We start from the raw sequence: 15,881 nt of genomic DNA, 5'->3' as shown, positions 1-15,881 counted from the left end.
GCTGTTGAGTTCTCAAGGAACGGACACTTCCTTCGGACCGCCTTCCAGCGGGCCCTCCGGGCGCTTCGTTCTTTCGTGTTTCCAGCTTATCAGATGTTTTCCGCTCCGTTTTCCGGAGTTTCGTTTATCTGATCGGCTTTTGCCTTTCGGCGCTCCCGAACTCTACCAGAGTTTCTCGGGCCGTTTTCCGCGCTCCGTAACTCGAAATTCGTTTCGAGTACTTCCTGCAGGCCGTCCCGTGGGGCAACCCGGAGAACATTACGCACCGGGTCGCCCCACGTCAAACCGAACGGCGGGGCCGTCGAGCGGGGGCTCAGACCTCGACGACGACCGGCAGGATCATCGGACGGCGGCGGTAGTTGTCCGCCACCCACTTGCCGATGGTCCGGCGCACGAGCTGCTGGACCTGGCGGATCTCCAGGACGCCGTCGCTCGCCGAGCGGTCCAGGGCTTCCTGGAGCTTGGCCGCCACCGGGACGAACGCGTTGTCGTCGATGCCGGAGCCGCGGGCCTGGATGGTCGGGCCGCCCACGATCTTGCCGTTGGTGGAGTCGACCACCACGAAGACCGAGATGAAGCCCTCCTCGCCGAGGATCCGGCGGTCCTTCAGGGAGGCTTCGGTGATGTCGCCCACGGACGAGCCGTCCACGTAGACGTAGCCGGCCTGCACCTTGCCCACGATGCGGGCAACGCCGTTCTCAAGATCCACGCAGACGCCGTCCTCCGCGATCACGGTGCGGTGCTTCGGGATTCCGGTGGCGATGCCCAGGTCGGCGGCGGCGCGGAGGTGGCGCCATTCGCCGTGGACGGGCATCAGGTTGCGCGGCTTGCAGATGTTGAAGAAGTACAGCAGCTCGCCGGCCGATGCGTGGCCCGAGACGTGCACCTTGGCGTTGCCCTTGTGCACGACCTTGGCGCCCCAGCGGGTCAGGCCGTTGATCACCCGGTACACGGCGTTCTCGTTGCCGGGGATCAGCGAGGAGGCCAGGACGACGGTGTCGCCCTCGACGATGCGGATCTGGTGGTCGCGGTTGGCCATCCGGGACAGCGCCGCCATCGGCTCGCCCTGCGAACCGGTGCAGATCAGCACGACCTCCTTGTCCGGGAGGTCGTCCAGCTGCTTGACGTCGACGACCAGGTTGCCGGGGACCTTCAGGTAGCCGAGGTCGCGGGCGATGCCCATGTTGCGGACCATCGAGCGGCCGACGAAGGCCACCTTGCGCTTGTACTCGTGCGCGGCGTCCAGCACCTGCTGGATGCGGTGCACGTGGCTGGCGAAGGAGGCGACGATGATGCGCTTGTCGGCGTTCGCGAAGACGTTTCGCAGTGCGGCCGAGATGTCCCGCTCGTGCGGGATGAAGCCGGGGACCTCGGCGTTGGTGGAGTCCACCAGCAGCAGGTCCATGCCCTCCTCGGCCAGCTTGGCGAAGGCCGGGAGGTCGGTGAGGCGGCCGTCGAGCGGCAGCTGGTCCATCTTGAAGTCGCCGGTGGCGACCACCATGCCGGCGGGCGTGCGCACGGCGACGGCCAGCGCGTCCGGGATGGAGTGGTTGACCGCGATGAACTGGCAGTCGAAGGGGCCGATCCGCTCGCGGTCGCCCTCCTTGACCTCCAGCACGTACGGCCGGATGCGGTGCTCGGCCAGCTTGGCCTCGATCAGGGCGAGGGTGAGCTTCGACCCGATCAGCGGGATGTCCGGGTTCTCCCGGAGCAGGAACGGGACGGCACCGATGTGGTCCTCGTGCCCGTGGGTCAGCACGATGCCGTCGATCTTGTCGAGCCGGTCCCGGATGTAGCTGAAGTCCGGGAGGATCAGGTCGACGCCGGGCTGCTCGTCCTCGGGGAAGAGGACGCCGCAGTCCACGATGAGAATGCGGTCCCCGAATTCGAGGACCGTCATGTTGCGGCCGATCTCGCCGAGGCCGCCGAGCGGCGTGATGCGCAGGGCGCCCTCCTTCAGGGCCGGGGGCGCGCCGAGTTCGGGATGCGGGTGGCTCAAAAGACTCTCCTCACGACGCACGCCATATGCCTGGGGTCCTCCCCCGAGAGACATATGGCGTGCGTACTCAGTGTCGGTTTCCTACTGGGTCGGTGCTCTCGCGCCTTCGTTCCGGTCCAGCGGCGGACCTCGCGGGAGGTCCGGCGAGCCGGGGCGCGCACGTCTTGTCTGTTACAGGTGTACCCCGCCGGCGGCGAGATCCTTCTTCAATTGCGCGATCTCCTCGGAAGTCGCGCCCACCAGCGGCAGCCGGAGCGGTCCGGCCGGCAGGCCCTGGAGCTCCAGGGCCGCCTTGGTGAGGATGACACCCTGCGTGCGGAACATACCGCTGAAGACCGGCAGCAGGCTCTGGTGGATCGCCGTGGCCTTGGCCACATCTCCGCCCAGGAAGGCCTCGATCATGCTGCGCAGCTCACCGGCGACCACGTGCCCCACCACGCTGACCACGCCGGCGGCGCCGACGGAGAGCAGCGGCAGGTTGAGGATGTCGTCGCCGGAGTACCAGGCCAGATCGGAGCGGGCGATCGTCCAGGCGGCGGCGCCGAGGTCGCCCTTGGCGTCCTTGTTGGCGACGATCCGCGGGTGCTCGCCGAGCCGGACCAGCGTCTCGTGGCTCAGCGCGACGCCGCTGCGGCCGGGGATGTCGTAGAGCATGACCGGCAGGCCGGTGGCGTCCGCGATGTGCGTGGTGTGCCGGTACAGGCCCTCCTGCGGGGGCTTGCTGTAGTACGGCGTGACGACCAGCAGGCCGTGTGCTCCGGCCGCCTCGGCCTGGCGGGCCAGGTCGGCGCTGTGGTGGGTGTCGTTGGTGCCGACGCCGGCCACCACGTGGGCGCGGTCCCCCACCGCTTCCACGACGGCGCGGACGAGCCGGGCCTTCTCGGCGTCGCTGGTGGTCGGGGACTCACCGGTGGTGCCGTTGACGACGAGGCCGTCGTTGCCTGCGTCGACGAGGTGTGCGGCGAGGCGCTGCGCGCCGTCGAGGTCGAGCCCGCCGTCAGCGGTGAACGGGGTCACCATCGCGGTCAGGACCCGGCCGAACGGCGTCTGGGGGGTGGAGGTCGGAGCCATGCGTCCAAAACTACTCGTAGGCGGTGGGGCGGTACCCCAGCCGGTCCAGGGTTCGGACAGGTGTGGCGCGCGGAGCGGCACAAAGATGGGATTCCGGTGCTGCATGCTCGGGGGTTCATGCAGCACCGGAATCCGTGTCACGAGCGTAGGGAGCGGCTAGAAAAGCCGCAATCCAGACATGCCAGGCAAGCCGCCCATATGCCTGTCGTCCCAGGTCAGGGGGCGACTCGACCGTGCTTCTCGAAGGCCGCATGGGTGAGCGGCATGAGCCGGGCCCACTGCTCCTCCATCTGCTCGGCGACCATCTCGATCTCGCGCTGCGGGAACGACGGCACGGCCGCGTTCTCCTTCTTGGTCCGCAGCGACAGGAAGTGCATCAGCGAGCGGGCGTTGCAGGTCGCGTACATCGAGGAGAACAGGCCGACCGGCAGCACCGCCCGGGCCACCTCGCGGGCGACGCCGGCCGCCAGCATCTCCTGGTACGCCCGGTAGGCCCCCTGGTAGGCGGCCTCCATCTGCTCGGCGACCACGTCGAACTGCTCGGCCGTGCCGTCGACGAACTCGTACCGGCCCGGGCGGCCCTCCTGGACCAGCTTGCGGTCCTCGCCCGGCACGTAGAACACCGGCTGCAGCTCGCGGTAGCGGCCGGACTCCTCGTTGTACGACCAGCCGCTGCGGTGGCGGTGGAACTCCCGGAAGACGAAGATCGGCGCACTGATGAAGAAGGTCATCGAGTTGTGCTCGAACGGCGTGCCGTGCCGGTCCCGCATCAGGTAGTTGATCAGGCCCTTGGACTTCTCCGGGTCCTGCTGCAACGCCTCCAGGGACTGCTCCCCGGCCGTCGAGACCCGGGCCGCCCAGATGACGTCCGAGTCGGCGGCGGAGCTGCGGACCAGCTCCACGGTGACATCGCTGCGGAACCGGGGGGTCGCGGGTTCGTCGGTCACGCGGTGCTCCTTGCGGGTTCGTTGGTGCTGTGCAGCCGGATCGCGTGCTGCATGGTCTTACGGGCGCGCGGGGTGTCGCCGGCGTCGGCGTACGCCACCGCGAGGCGGAAGAAGACCCGCCAGTCGCCGGGGGACGCCTCGGCCTCGGCCTTGCGGCGGGCGAACACCGCGTCGGCGGAGTCCCGGTCGATCCGGCCGCCGGCGGTGCGCTTCAGCTCGTCCACCGGCAGGCCGCCCTCGGCCTCCAGCTCGCGGGCGAGCCGCTCGCTGGCCCGGCCGAAGCGGACGGTCTGGCGCAGGAACCAGACCCCGATCGGCGGGACGACGAAGGCGCACAGGCCCAGGCCGATGCCGAGCGGCTTGCCGGTGGCGATCAGCTGGACGCCCTCGCCCACGCAGACCAGGGCCACCAGCAGCAGCACGCCGGAGAGGACGAAGAAGCCGGTACGGGAGGTCATCCGGGGCTCACAGGTCCAGGAAGTTCTCGAGGCCCACGGTGAGCCCGTGGTTGTCCACGACCTTGCGGACGCCCAGCAGGATGCCCGGCATGAAGCTGCTGTGGTGCAGCGAGTCGTGCCGGATGGTGAGGGTCTCACCGGTGTCGCCGAACATCACCTGCTGGTGGGCGAGCAGCCCGCGCAGCCGGACGGCGTGCACCGGCACCCCGTCCACGTCCGCGCCGCGGGCGCCGGGCAGGCTGTGCGTGGTCGGGTCCTGCTGCGGCGGCCGGCCGGCCTCGGCCCGGGCGGCGGCGATCAGCTGGGCGGTGCGGGTGGCCGTGCCGCTGGGCGCGTCGGCCTTGCGGTCGTGGTGCAGCTCGACGACCTCGACCGACTCGAAGTACCGGGCGGCGGTCTGGGCGAACTTCATGCCCAGCACGGCGCCGAGCGAGAAGTTCGGCGCGATCAGCAGACCCAGGCCGGGCGCCTCGGCCAGCAGGCCGCGGACGGTGTCCAGCCGCTCCTCGGTCCAGCCGGTGGTACCGGTGACCACGTGGATGCCGTGCCGCAGGCAGTGGTCGAGGTTGCCCATCACCGAGTCGGGGTGGGTGAGCTCGACGGCGACCTGGGCGCCGGCGGCGGTCAGTTCCGCCAGGTCGGAACCCCGGCCCAGCGCGGCGACCAGCTCCATGTCCGGGGCGGCCTCGACGGCCTTGACCGCCTCGGAGCCGATCCGGCCCTTGGCGCCGAGAACGGCGACACGCAGCGTCATGGTGAGAAGTCCCTTCAGACCAGCAGGTCGGCGAGCCGGGCGGCCCGCTTGTCGGTGATCGGGCCGATCAGCGCCAGCGAGGGCCGGTACGCGCCCAGCACATCACGGGCCACCGCGTGGACGTCGTCCAGGGTCACCGCCGCGATCCTGGCCAGCATGTCGTCCACCGAGAGGTGGTGGCCGTAGCTCAGCTCGGCCTTGCCGATGCGGTTCATCAGGGAGCCGGTGTCCTCCATGCCGAGCACGGTGGAGCCGGAGATCTGGCCGATCGCCCGCTGCAGCTCCTCCTCGGTGATGCCGTCGGCGACCACCTTGGCGAGCTCCTCGCGGCAGATCCGCAGCACCTCCTCGACCCGCTTGGGCTGGCAGCCGGCGTAGATGCCGAACAGGCCGCTGTCCGCGTAGGACGAGGAGTAGGAGTACACCGAGTACGCCAGGCCGCGCTTCTCCCGGACCTCCTGGAACAGCCGCGAGCTCATCCCGCCGCCGAGCGCCGCGTTCAGCACGCCCATCGCCCAGCGGCGCTCGTCGTGGCGCGGCACGCCGGGCACGCCGAGCACCAGGTGGGCCTGCTCGGTGGAGCGGTTGAGCACCTCGACCTTGCCGGCCGTGCGCAGCGCCTTGATGCCGCGCCGCGCCTGCGCGGGCTCGGCGGTGGAGCGCTCCAGCAGCGGTGCGAAGGCCCGCTCGACCTGCCGGACCACCTTGCGGTGGTCCAGGTTGCCGGCCGCGGCGACGACCAGGTGCTCGGGCTTGTAGCGGCGGTGGAAGAACCCGGCGATCTGGTCGCGGGTGAGGCCCTTGACGGTCTCCTGGGTGCCGAGGATCGGGCGGCCGAGCGGACCGCTGCCGAAGATCACCTTGGCGAAGAGGTCGTGCACCACGTCGCCCGGGTCGTCCTCGGCCATCGCCATCTCCTCCAGGATGACGCCGCGCTCGGCCTCGACGTCCTCCGGGCGGATCAGCGAACCGGTGAGCATGTCGCAGACCACGTCGATGGCGAGCGGCAGGTCGGTGTCGAGCACCCTGGCGTAGTAGCAGGTGTTCTCCTTCGCGGTGAAGGCGTTCATCTCGCCGCCGACCGCGTCCAGGGCCGCCGAGATGTCCAGCGCGCTGCGCCGCTCGGTGCCCTTGAAGAGCAGGTGCTCCAGGTAGTGGGTGGCTCCGTTGAGCTGCGGGGTCTCGTCCCGCGAGCCGACGCCGACCCAGATGCCGAAGGTCGCGGAGCGCACCGTCGGCAGGGTCTCGGTGACGACCCGCAGGCCGCCGGGGAGGACGGTGCGGCGCACCGTGCCGGCGCCGTCCACGCCCTTGAGCAGGGTCCGGGTGGTGCCGGGGCGCTGCTTCGCCGCCGAGGCCTGGGCCACGGGGTGTACCTCCGTAGAAAGCATGTGCAACAACAGGGTGCGGCCCGCACGCCGACGGGGCGTGCGGGCCGCGGCCGCTTCTATCGAACCGGGGGGCTAGCGGCGCTTCACTCGGAAGCGGCCTCGCCGCCCTCCTCGCCCTCGACGACCGGGATCAGCGAGAGCTTGCCGCGCGGGTCGATCTCGGCGATCTCGACCTGGACCTTGGCGCCGACGCCGAGCACGTCCTCGACGTTCTCCACGCGCTTGCCACCGGCCAGCTTGCGGATCTGCGAGATGTGCAGCAGGCCGTCCTTGCCCGGCATGAGCGAAACGAACGCGCCGAACGTCGTGGTCTTCACCACGGTGCCCAGGTAGCGCTCGCCGACCTCCGGCATGGTCGGGTTGGCGATCTGGTTGATCGTCGTACGGGCAGCCTCCGCCGAGGGACCGTCGACCGCACCGATGTAGATGGTGCCGTCGTCCTCGATGGTGATGTCCGCGCCGGTGTCCTCCTGGATCTGGTTGATCATCTTGCCCTTGGGGCCGATGACCTCACCGATCTTGTCCACCGGGATCTTGATGGTGATGATGCGCGGCGCGTTCGGCGACATCTCGTCGGGCGCGTCGATGGCCTCGTTCATCACGTCGAGGATGTGCAGGCGGGCGTCCTTGGCCTGCTTCAGCGCGGCGGCCAGCACGGAGGCCGGGATGCCGTTCAGCTTGGTGTCCAGCTGCAGCGCGGTGATGAAGTTGCGGGTACCGGCGACCTTGAAGTCCATGTCGCCGTACGCGTCCTCGGCGCCCAGGATGTCGGTCAGCGCGACGTAGTGCGTCTCACCGTCGATCTCCTGCGAGATCAGGCCCATGGCGATACCGGCGACGGCGGCCTTCAGCGGCACACCGGCGTTCAGCAGCGACATGGTGGAGGCGCAGACCGAGCCCATCGAGGTGGAGCCGTTGGAGCTCAGCGCCTCGGAGACCTGGCGGATCGCGTAGGGGAACTCCTCGCGGGTCGGCAGCACGGGCAGGATCGCCCGCTCCGCCAGCGCGCCGTGGCCGATCTCGCGGCGCTTGGGCGAGCCCACGCGGCCGGTCTCGCCGACCGAGTACGGCGGGAAGTTGTAGTTGTGCATGTAGCGGCGACGCGTCTCCGGGGAGAGCGTGTCCAGCTGCTGCTCCATGCGCAGCATGTTCAGCGTGGTGACACCCAGGATCTGGGTCTCGCCGCGCTCGAACAGGGCCGAGCCGTGGACGCGCGGGATGGCCTCGACCTCGGCGGCCAGGGTGCGGATGTCGGTGACACCGCGGCCGTCGATGCGGACCTTGTCCTTGATGACGCGCTCGCGCACGACCTTCTTGGTCAGCGCGTTGTACGCGGCGCTGATCTCCTTCTCGCGACCCTCGAACTCCGGGAGGAGCTTCTCGGCGGCGATCGCCTTGACGCGGTCCAGCTCGTTGTTGCGCTCCTGCTTGCCCGGGATGGTGAGCGCCTGGGCCAGCTCGTCCTTGACCGCGGCGGTCAGGGCGGCGAGCACGTCGTCCTGGTAGTCCAGGAAGACCGGGAACTCGCCGGTGGGCTTGGCGGCCTGGGCGGCCAGCTGGGACTGCGCGGCGCAGAGCACCTTGATGAACGGCTTCGCGGCCTCGAGACCGGCGGCGACGACGTCCTCGGTCGGCGCGTCGGCGCCGCCCTCGACCAGCTTGATGGTCTTGTCGGTGGCCTCGGCCTCGACCATCATGATCGCGACATCGCCGTCCGGCAGGACGCGACCGGCGACGACCATGTCGAAGACGGCCGACTCCAGCTCGGAGTGGGTCGGGAAGGCCACCCACTGGCCCTTGATCAGCGCGACGCGGACGCCACCGATCGGGCCGGAGAACGGCAGGCCCGCCAGCTGGGTGGAGGCGGAGGCGGCGTTGATGGCCACCACGTCGTACAGGTGGTCCGGGTTGAGCGCCATCACGGTGACGACGACCTGGATCTCGTTGCGCAGGCCCTTGACGAAGGACGGGCGCAGCGGGCGGTCGATCAGGCGGCAGGTGAGGATCGCGTCCTCGGAGGGCCGGCCCTCACGACGGAAGAACGAACCGGGGATGCGGCCGGCGGCGTACATCCGCTCCTCGACGTCCACGGTCAGCGGGAAGAAGTCGAAGTGCTCCTTCGGCTGCTTGGACGCGCTGGTGGCCGACAGCACCATGGTGTCGTCGTCCAGGTAGGCCACGGCGGAGCCGGCGGCCTGACGGGCCAGACGGCCGGTCTCGAAGCGGATGGTACGGGTGCCGAAGGAACCGTTGTCGATCACGGCTTCGGCGTAGAACACGTTCTCTTCCACCTGGAAGATCTCCTCTTTCGTACGTCTCCGGGAGAGCGCCCCCGCGCATCGCTGCCGGTGGCCCTGGACCCTCTTTCGCAGAGGAAGGCAGTCGGGCCGGTCTTCGATCGAAGCCTCCGGTGGGCCCCGCTCGGTCTGCGGGGCTTCCGGCGGCCACTACCGAGGACCGGCGCCTCTCGGCTGCCAGGCCCGGGCGGGCGGTCCGCGTCTGGACGCTCTCTCGGATGCGGGCGGCTTCCGTTTGAAGCCTTCGTCCCGCGGGGGGTCGGGGTCTTTTGCCCGGGTGGCGCGGTGTCGCGCCATCACCCGGCATGCCCACAACCCTACGGTGCAATCCTCGGCCACCAGGGGAGGTGCGCGCGAGTTGTTATGTGCGGTCGTCGTGCCCGGGGCGTCCCGGAGCGCCGACCGCGGCATACGCGCGAGGGGCGGCTCCCCGGTGTGGGGAGCCGCCCCGAGCGGCGGTCTTAGCGGGCGCCGCCGGCGGCACCGCGGCGGATGCCCAGGCGGTCGACGAGCGTACGGAAACGCTCGATGTCCTTCTTGGCCAGGTACTGCAGGAGGCGGCGACGCTGGCCGACCAGGATCAGCAGGCCACGACGCGAGTGGTGGTCGTGCTTGTGGGCCTTCAGGTGCTCGGTCAGGTCCGAGATACGGCGGGAGAGCATGGCCACCTGCACCTCGGGGGAGCCGGTGTCGCCCTCCTTCTGGCCGAACTCGGCGATGATCTGCTTCTTGATGTCAGAGGCGAGTGCCACTGCAACTCCTTCGGGGTGATACCGAGCGGGCCTGGTCTACGGCACAGGACTCTGTGAGAACTCGGTGTCGTGACTGAGTGCGGCCGGCGGTCTGCGACCCGCGTGGGGCGGACACCCTGCTGCACTCGAAGGGCAAGCGTACCAGTGCGCCCGGCGCGACCGGTCAGCCGGTGGCGCCGCGGACCAGGCCGTAGACCTCCAGCACGCCCAGCGCCAGCGGGACGAGGGCGATCAGGGTGAGGCTGTCGACCAGGTCCAGGATGCGCCCCCAGAACGGCGAGACGCCGAGCCGGGGCACCACCAGGGCGATCGCGGTGAGCACCGCGGCGCCGAAGGCGATCGAGGTGGCCAGCCAGATCGTGCGCAGGTCCACCTCGGTGGAGCTGGCGGCCTTCAGGATGAACAGCGGGGTGTGCAGCGAGAGGCCGACGATCAGCAGCGACAGGCCGAACAGGCCGGCGATGGTGAGGCTGAAGACCTGCGCGGTGTAGCGGAACAGCCGGGCGCGCAGCATGGTGGCGATGCCGAGGGTGAGGGCGAGCAGCTCCGGGAAGAGCTCGTCGGTGAAGCCGAGCACGGCGCAGGCGCCGACGATCACCGCGGCGCAGCCGCCGACCAGGCCGACCAGCACCTCGTGGCCGCGGCGGGCCTGGTGGGCGATGCGCTCGTACTGGACGGCCTCGGCGCGGCCGGCCTCCTCGTCGTAGTCGCGGCTGCGGGTCCGGGTCTGGCCGGGGGCGCTGAAGCCGACGGGCAGCCGGGCGAAGCGGGCGGAGAGGCTCGGCAGGAAGCCGATCACGGCGACGGCGGCGACACCCGTGACGGCGGCGATGTGGTTGGCCGGGGTCGCCGGCAGCAGCACGGCGGCGAAGGTGGCGAGCGCGCCGGCCGCGGCCAGGAAGGCGGCGGCGACGAACAGCGAGTCCTTCTCGGGCAGCAGGCCGACCAGCAGGACGGCGATCACCAGGACGGTGACGCAGCCGGTGAGGAACTGGAGCCGGCCCGGGCCCTCCCACGGGTGGGCGACGGCGATGAGGCCGCTGCCGCCGATCAGGGCGTGCGGCAGGGCGCCGAGGCCGAGCGCGAGCGCGGCCCAGGCGTCCTGGTAGACCCGGGCGCGGACGCCGGCCAGGGCGGTGAGCACCACGGCGATGACGCCGGAGAGGACACCGGGCAGGCCGTGCATGTCGTGGCGCAGGTCGGAGAACCAGAGCGCGAAGCCGAGCAGGGTGAGCAGCACACCGGCGCCGATCAGGCCGAAGGCCCGCATCAACTCGGGGCTCCAGAACCGGCGGTCGGCCTCGACGGCGGTGGCGATGGCGTCGGCGACGTCGTCGTAGACGGCCGGCGGCAGCGACTCGGCGAAGGGGCGCAGGCTGAGCAGGTCGCCGTCACGGACCTGCTGCGCGGCGAGCGGCAGGCCGCTGTCGAGCACGGTGCCGTCGCGGCGGACCAGGTGGAAGCCGGTCGGGGCGCCGTCGGGCTGGGTCTGCCCGGAGAGCCGCAGCACCTCGGGGTAGACGTCGGCGAGCGGGACGTCCTCGGGCAGGGCGACGTCGATCCGGCTGTCCGGGGCGACGACGGTGACCCGGCAGAAGCCGGTGGTGGCGGAGGTGCTCATGCCCGCACCTCGCCGACGCTCCGCGCGTGCCGAGCACGACGCGCTTCCCCGGCGAGTGGCTCGCTTCGCTCGCTCACTGCGCACCCCTCGATCGCTCGACGCACTGGGCGCTCCCCCTTGTTGACGGTGCCGCTCTACCGGCGGCGGTCGTGCTGGCTGCTGGCGCGTGCCGGCCGGGCTGGAACTGACTCGATCCGGCCATGAGTTGGCGCGGCGTTACCCTACCCGCTCCGTTCCCGGCCGCCACCGCGCAGGGGCCGGTGGAGCGGTGTCCGGCGGCGTCCGGCGGGGTCGGCGGCGGCCCCGGGGGCGCCCTGGCTGATCCGCCGGAACGGGCCCCAGTAGGATCGGCCCCTGCGCAAGGCGACAGGGGGCAGGGGCCGCGCTCCTCCCCGGGTGCCTGCGGTCGGCGGAGCGGGGGCGGCGTCACACGGGGCGCCCTCACCCGTACGTATCCAGTTGCGTGAGGGCTGATGCCGAAGTGAACGATCAGACCGTTCGAAACCGCGGGGTGGGGTGCGCATGAGTGTGATCACGGTCAAGCGCCCCGCGCGGGCCTATCCCCCGGCGGTGCCGGACGAACCGGTGGAGTTGGTCACCCCGCCCGAGCTGCCCCGCTCGGGCAACGAGGACTGGGTGATGAGCATCCTGCCGATGCTCGGCATGGGCGGCTCGGCGGTGTTCTTCTTCTCGCCCGGCGCGCAGGCCCCCATGAAGATCATGGGTGGCCTGATGATCGTCTCGACGGTCGGCATGGCGCTGGCCCAGATCATGCGGGCGCGCAAGGGCGGCTCCACCGCCACCGCCGACGAGCGGCGCGACTACCTCAAGTACCTGCAGCAGATGCGCCGCCAGGTGCGCCGGACGGCGGAGCGCCAGCGCGGCGCGCAGCTGTTCCTGAACCCGGAGCCGGACCAGCTCTGGTCGATCGTCGCGGACGGCCGCCGGCTCTGGGAACGCCGCACGGGGGACGCGGACTTCGCCCAGATCCGGGTCGGCCGGGGGCCGGTCCAGCTGTCGACTCCGCTGGTGGCGCCGCAGACGGCGCCGATGGAGGAGCTGGAGCCGCTCTCCGCGGCGGCCATGCACACCTTCCTGAAGGCCCACGGCACGCTGCAGGACCTGCCGTTGGCGGTCTCGCTGCGCGCCTTCTACCACATCACGGTGTGCGGCGACCCGGACACCGTGTACGGCAACGTCCGGGCGATGATCGCCCAGTTGACGACGCTGCACTCGCCGGACGACCTGCTGGTCACGGTGGCCGCGGCGCCGGGCGCGGTGGAGGAGTGGGAGTGGACCAAGTGGCTCCCGCACAACCAGCACCGCAAGGACAGCGACGGCGCGGGCTCGCGCCGGCTGATCGCCACCGGCCTCGGTGAGCTGGAGTACCTGCTCCAGGACGAACTGGCGGGCCGCCAGCGCTTCGTGCGCGACGCGGCGCCGTCCTCGGACCAGCCGCACATCATCGTCGTCATGGACGGCGCGTCCGTCCCGCACGACTCGGTGCTGGCCGGCGCGGAGGGCGTGCACGGGGTGACCATCGTCGAGGTGGTCCCGGGCGACCTGGACGAGCCGACCGGCCACCTGATCGTCACGGTGACGCCGGACGAGCTGGTGCTGCGCTCGGCCTCCGGCGCGACGTACACCGGCACGCCGGACACCCTGTCCACCTGGCAGTCCGAGGCGCTGGCCCGGCAGCTGGCGCCGTACCGGATCTCGGCCGGCGGCGACGACGAACCGCTGCTGTCCAACCTGGACTTCACCGAGCTGATGAACTCGGGCGACCCGGGCTCGTTCGACGTGACGCGCAGCTGGCGGCCGCGGGCGCAGCACGAGAAGCTGCGGGTGCCGATCGGCGTCGGGGCCGGCGGCGAGCACGTCTACCTGGACATCAAGGAGGCGGCGCTCGAAGGCATGGGCCCGCACGGCCTCTGCGTCGGCGCGACCGGCTCCGGCAAGTCGGAGCTGCTGCGCACCCTGGTGCTGGGCCTGGCGATGACGCACTCCTCGGAGACGCTGAACTTCGTCCTCGCGGACTTCAAGGGTGGTGCGACCTTCGCCGGCATGGCGGACATGCCGCACACCTCGGCAGTGATCACCAACCTGGAGGGCGAGCTCACCCTGGTCGACCGCATGCGCGACGCGATCGAGGGCGAGATGAACCGCCGGCAGGAGCTGCTGCGCTCGGCCGGCAACTACGCCAACCTGAACGAGTACGAGCGGGCCCGCGCGGCGGGTGCGGCGCTGGACCCGCTGCCGTCGCTGGTGCTGATCATCGACGAGTTCTCCGAGCTGCTCACCGCGAAGCCGGACTTCATCGACATGTTCATCCAGATCGGCCGGATCGGCCGTTCGCTGGGTGTGCACCTGCTGCTGGCCTCGCAGCGCCTGGAGGAGGGCAAGCTGCGCGGCCTGGACACCTACCTGTCGTACCGGATCGGTCTGCGCACCTTCTCGGCGGCCGAGTCGCGGGCGGCGATCGGCGTGCCGGACGCGTACCACCTGCCGCCGGTGCCGGGTGTCGGCTACCTGAAGTTCGGCACCGACGTGATGGACCGGTTCAAGGCCGCGTACGTCTCGGGGCCCTACCGGGCGCCGGGGCAGCAGCGCTCGACCGGCGGACGGCTGGTGACGGCGCAGCCGGTGCTGTTCACCGCGGCCGAGGTGCCGGTGCTGGAGCCCCTGGTGCAGGAGGTGGAGCCGGAGATCGAGGAGCAGGACGACGCCCTGGTCGACACCGTGCTGGACGTCTTCGTGCAGCGGATGGCGGGGCAGGGCCCGGCCGCGCACCAGGTGTGGCTGCCGCCGCTGGACGAGGCGCCGAGCGTGGACCAGCTGCTGCCGCCGCTGCAGGCGACCGCGGAGCGCGGTCTGACCTCGCCGGGGTTCGGCGCGCTGGGCCGGCTCAACGTGCCGGTCGGCATCGTGGACCGGCCGCGCGAGCAGCGCCGCGACGTGCTGCACCAGGACTACTCGGGTGCGGCCGGTCACGGTCTGATCGTGGGTGGCCCGCGGTCCGGCAAGTCGACGATGGTGCGCACCACGGTGGCCGGCTTCGCGCTCACCCACACGCCGCTGGAGGCGCAGTTCTACCTGCTGGACTTCGGCGGCGGCGGCTTCCAGTCGCTGCAGGAGCTCCCGCACGTCGGCGGGGTGGCCGGCCGTCTGGACGCCGACAAGGTGCGCCGGATGATCAGCGAGGTGCACGGGGTGCTGAACCGGCGCGAGGAGCTGTTCCGGGCGACCGGGATCGACTCGATCGCGACCTACCGGGCCCGGCGGGCCAGCGGCCAGCTGCCGGACGAGCAGTTCGGCGACGTCTTCCTGATGATCGACGGCTGGAACACCTTCAAGCAGGAGTTCGAGATGCTGGAGCCGGTGATCGGGGACATCGCCCAGCGCGGTCTCGGTTACGGCGTCCACCTGATCGTCACGGCGGCCCGCTACGCGGAGGTCCGCCCGGCGCTGAAGGACCTGCTGCAGAACCGGACCGAGCTCAAGCTCGGTGACGCGATGGAGTCCGAGGTGGACCGCCGGGTGGCGCAGAACGTCCCGGCCCTGCCGGGGCGCGGCGTCACCTCCGGCAAGCTGCACTTCCTCTCCGGCCTGCCCCGGCTGGACGGCTCCTCCTCGGTGGAGGACCTGCAGGACGGGGTGGCCGCGCTGGTCGCCGCCGTCAACGCGGCCTGGACGGGCCCGCGCGCCCCGCAGGTCCGGATGCTGCCGGCGGTGCTGGACGGCCACTCGCTGCCGAAGGGCTTCGAGTACCCGGAGCGCGGTGTCGCCTTCGGTGTGGACGAGGTCGAGCTGGCGCCGGCGTTCGTCAACTTCGAGACGGACCCGCTGTTCATCGTCTTCGGCGACACCGAGTCCGGGAAGTCGGCGACGCTGCGGATGCTGATCAAGCAGATCACCGAGCGGTACACCCCGGACCAGGCCGGCATCGTGGTCGGTGACTACCGGCGCGCGCTGCTCGGTGCGGTGCCGCAGGAGTACCTGGTCGAGTACGCGGCGGCGCAGCCGGCCATGACGAGCATCGTGGAGATGCTGCGCGGGGCGTGCTCGCGCCGTCTGCCGGGCCCGGACGTGACCGCCGAGCAGCTGCGCAACCGCAGCTGGTACAGCGGCAAGGACATGTTCGTGATCGTGGACGACTACGAGCTGGTGGCGACCAGCTCGGGCAATCCGCTGGGGCCGCTGGCCGAGTTCCTGCCGTTCGCCCGGGACATCGGCCTGCGCATGATCATCGCGCGCAGCGCGGGCGGCGCCGGTCGCTCGCTCTACGAGCCGGTGATGCAGCGGATGCGGGAGCTGGGCGGCCAGGGCGTGATCCTCTCCGGCAACAAGGACGAGGGCGCGCTGCTGGGCACGGTCAAGCCGCAGCCGCTGCCGCCGGGCCGGGGCGTGTTCGTCTCGCGCCGGATCACCAGCGGGCAGATGGTGCAGACGGGCTGGCTGCCGTCGGCGTAGCAGGTGCGGCCGCCGTCGGCGGTGGTCACGGAAAGTGATCGAAGGGGTCGGGTTCCGAGGAGCCCGGCCCCTTTCGCGTCCAGGTGCTGAAACGTTACCTAGATCTTTCCGGGCCGGGGCT

Annotated in this window: 10 protein-coding genes; 1 reads left to right on the top strand and 9 read right to left on the bottom strand. The window is 71.0% G+C overall.

The genetic code is table 11. The annotated features are described in order from the left end of the window. Positions 1-313: 313 nt before the first annotated feature. The 9 genes from ACWDRR_RS31985 to eccD all read right to left on the bottom strand — a co-directional run bounded on the left by ACWDRR_RS31985 (position 314) and on the right by eccD (position 11,290). Complete coding sequence (locus ACWDRR_RS31985; RefSeq protein WP_449775744.1) at positions 314-1,999, bottom strand: ribonuclease J; 1,686 nt, start codon at positions 1,997-1,999, stop codon at positions 314-316. Between the two features lie 171 nt (positions 2,000-2,170). After that, positions 2,171-3,070 carry a 4-hydroxy-tetrahydrodipicolinate synthase gene (gene dapA / locus ACWDRR_RS31980; protein ID WP_449775743.1) on the bottom strand — a complete coding sequence of 300 codons (900 nt, stop codon included), beginning with the start codon at positions 3,068-3,070 and terminating at the stop codon, positions 2,171-2,173. Between the two features lie 215 nt (positions 3,071-3,285). Further along, positions 3,286-4,017 carry an FAD-dependent thymidylate synthase gene (gene thyX, locus ACWDRR_RS31975; RefSeq protein WP_449775742.1) on the bottom strand — a complete coding sequence of 244 codons (732 nt, stop codon included), beginning with the start codon at positions 4,015-4,017 and terminating at the stop codon, positions 3,286-3,288. After that, complete coding sequence (locus tag ACWDRR_RS31970) at positions 4,014-4,475, bottom strand: hypothetical protein (RefSeq protein WP_449775741.1); 462 nt, start codon at positions 4,473-4,475, stop codon at positions 4,014-4,016. The genes thyX and ACWDRR_RS31970 overlap by 4 nt, the downstream gene beginning before the upstream one ends. A gap of 7 nt (positions 4,476-4,482) precedes the next feature. Continuing rightward, positions 4,483-5,229, bottom strand: a complete 747-nt coding sequence (gene dapB / locus ACWDRR_RS31965; protein ID WP_449775740.1) for a 4-hydroxy-tetrahydrodipicolinate reductase — start codon at positions 5,227-5,229, stop codon at positions 4,483-4,485. Between the two features lie 14 nt (positions 5,230-5,243). Beyond that, a complete protein-coding gene (locus ACWDRR_RS31960) occupies positions 5,244-6,620 on the bottom strand; it encodes a M16 family metallopeptidase (protein ID WP_449775739.1) in 1,377 nt (458 codons plus the stop codon). A gap of 83 nt (positions 6,621-6,703) precedes the next feature. Further along, positions 6,704-8,911, bottom strand: a complete 2,208-nt coding sequence (locus ACWDRR_RS31955) for a polyribonucleotide nucleotidyltransferase (protein ID WP_449775738.1) — start codon at positions 8,909-8,911, stop codon at positions 6,704-6,706. Positions 8,912-9,378: 467 nt separating this feature from the next. Then, positions 9,379-9,669, bottom strand: coding sequence for a 30S ribosomal protein S15 (gene rpsO, locus ACWDRR_RS31950; RefSeq protein ID WP_093860318.1), 291 nt, complete (start codon positions 9,667-9,669; stop codon positions 9,379-9,381). A 163-nt stretch (positions 9,670-9,832) separates the two neighbouring features. Beyond that, positions 9,833-11,290 carry a type VII secretion integral membrane protein EccD gene (gene eccD / locus ACWDRR_RS31945; protein WP_449775737.1) on the bottom strand — a complete coding sequence of 486 codons (1,458 nt, stop codon included), beginning with the start codon at positions 11,288-11,290 and terminating at the stop codon, positions 9,833-9,835. A 522-nt stretch (positions 11,291-11,812) separates the two neighbouring features. Here eccD and eccCa point away from each other — a divergent pair. Continuing rightward, complete coding sequence (gene eccCa, locus ACWDRR_RS31940; protein WP_449775736.1) at positions 11,813-15,760, top strand: type VII secretion protein EccCa; 3,948 nt, start codon at positions 11,813-11,815, stop codon at positions 15,758-15,760. Positions 15,761-15,881: the final 121 nt, after the last annotated feature.

Source organism: Kitasatospora sp. NPDC003701, from assembly GCF_053587085.1.
This window is presented reverse-complemented; position numbering and strand designations above follow the sequence as displayed.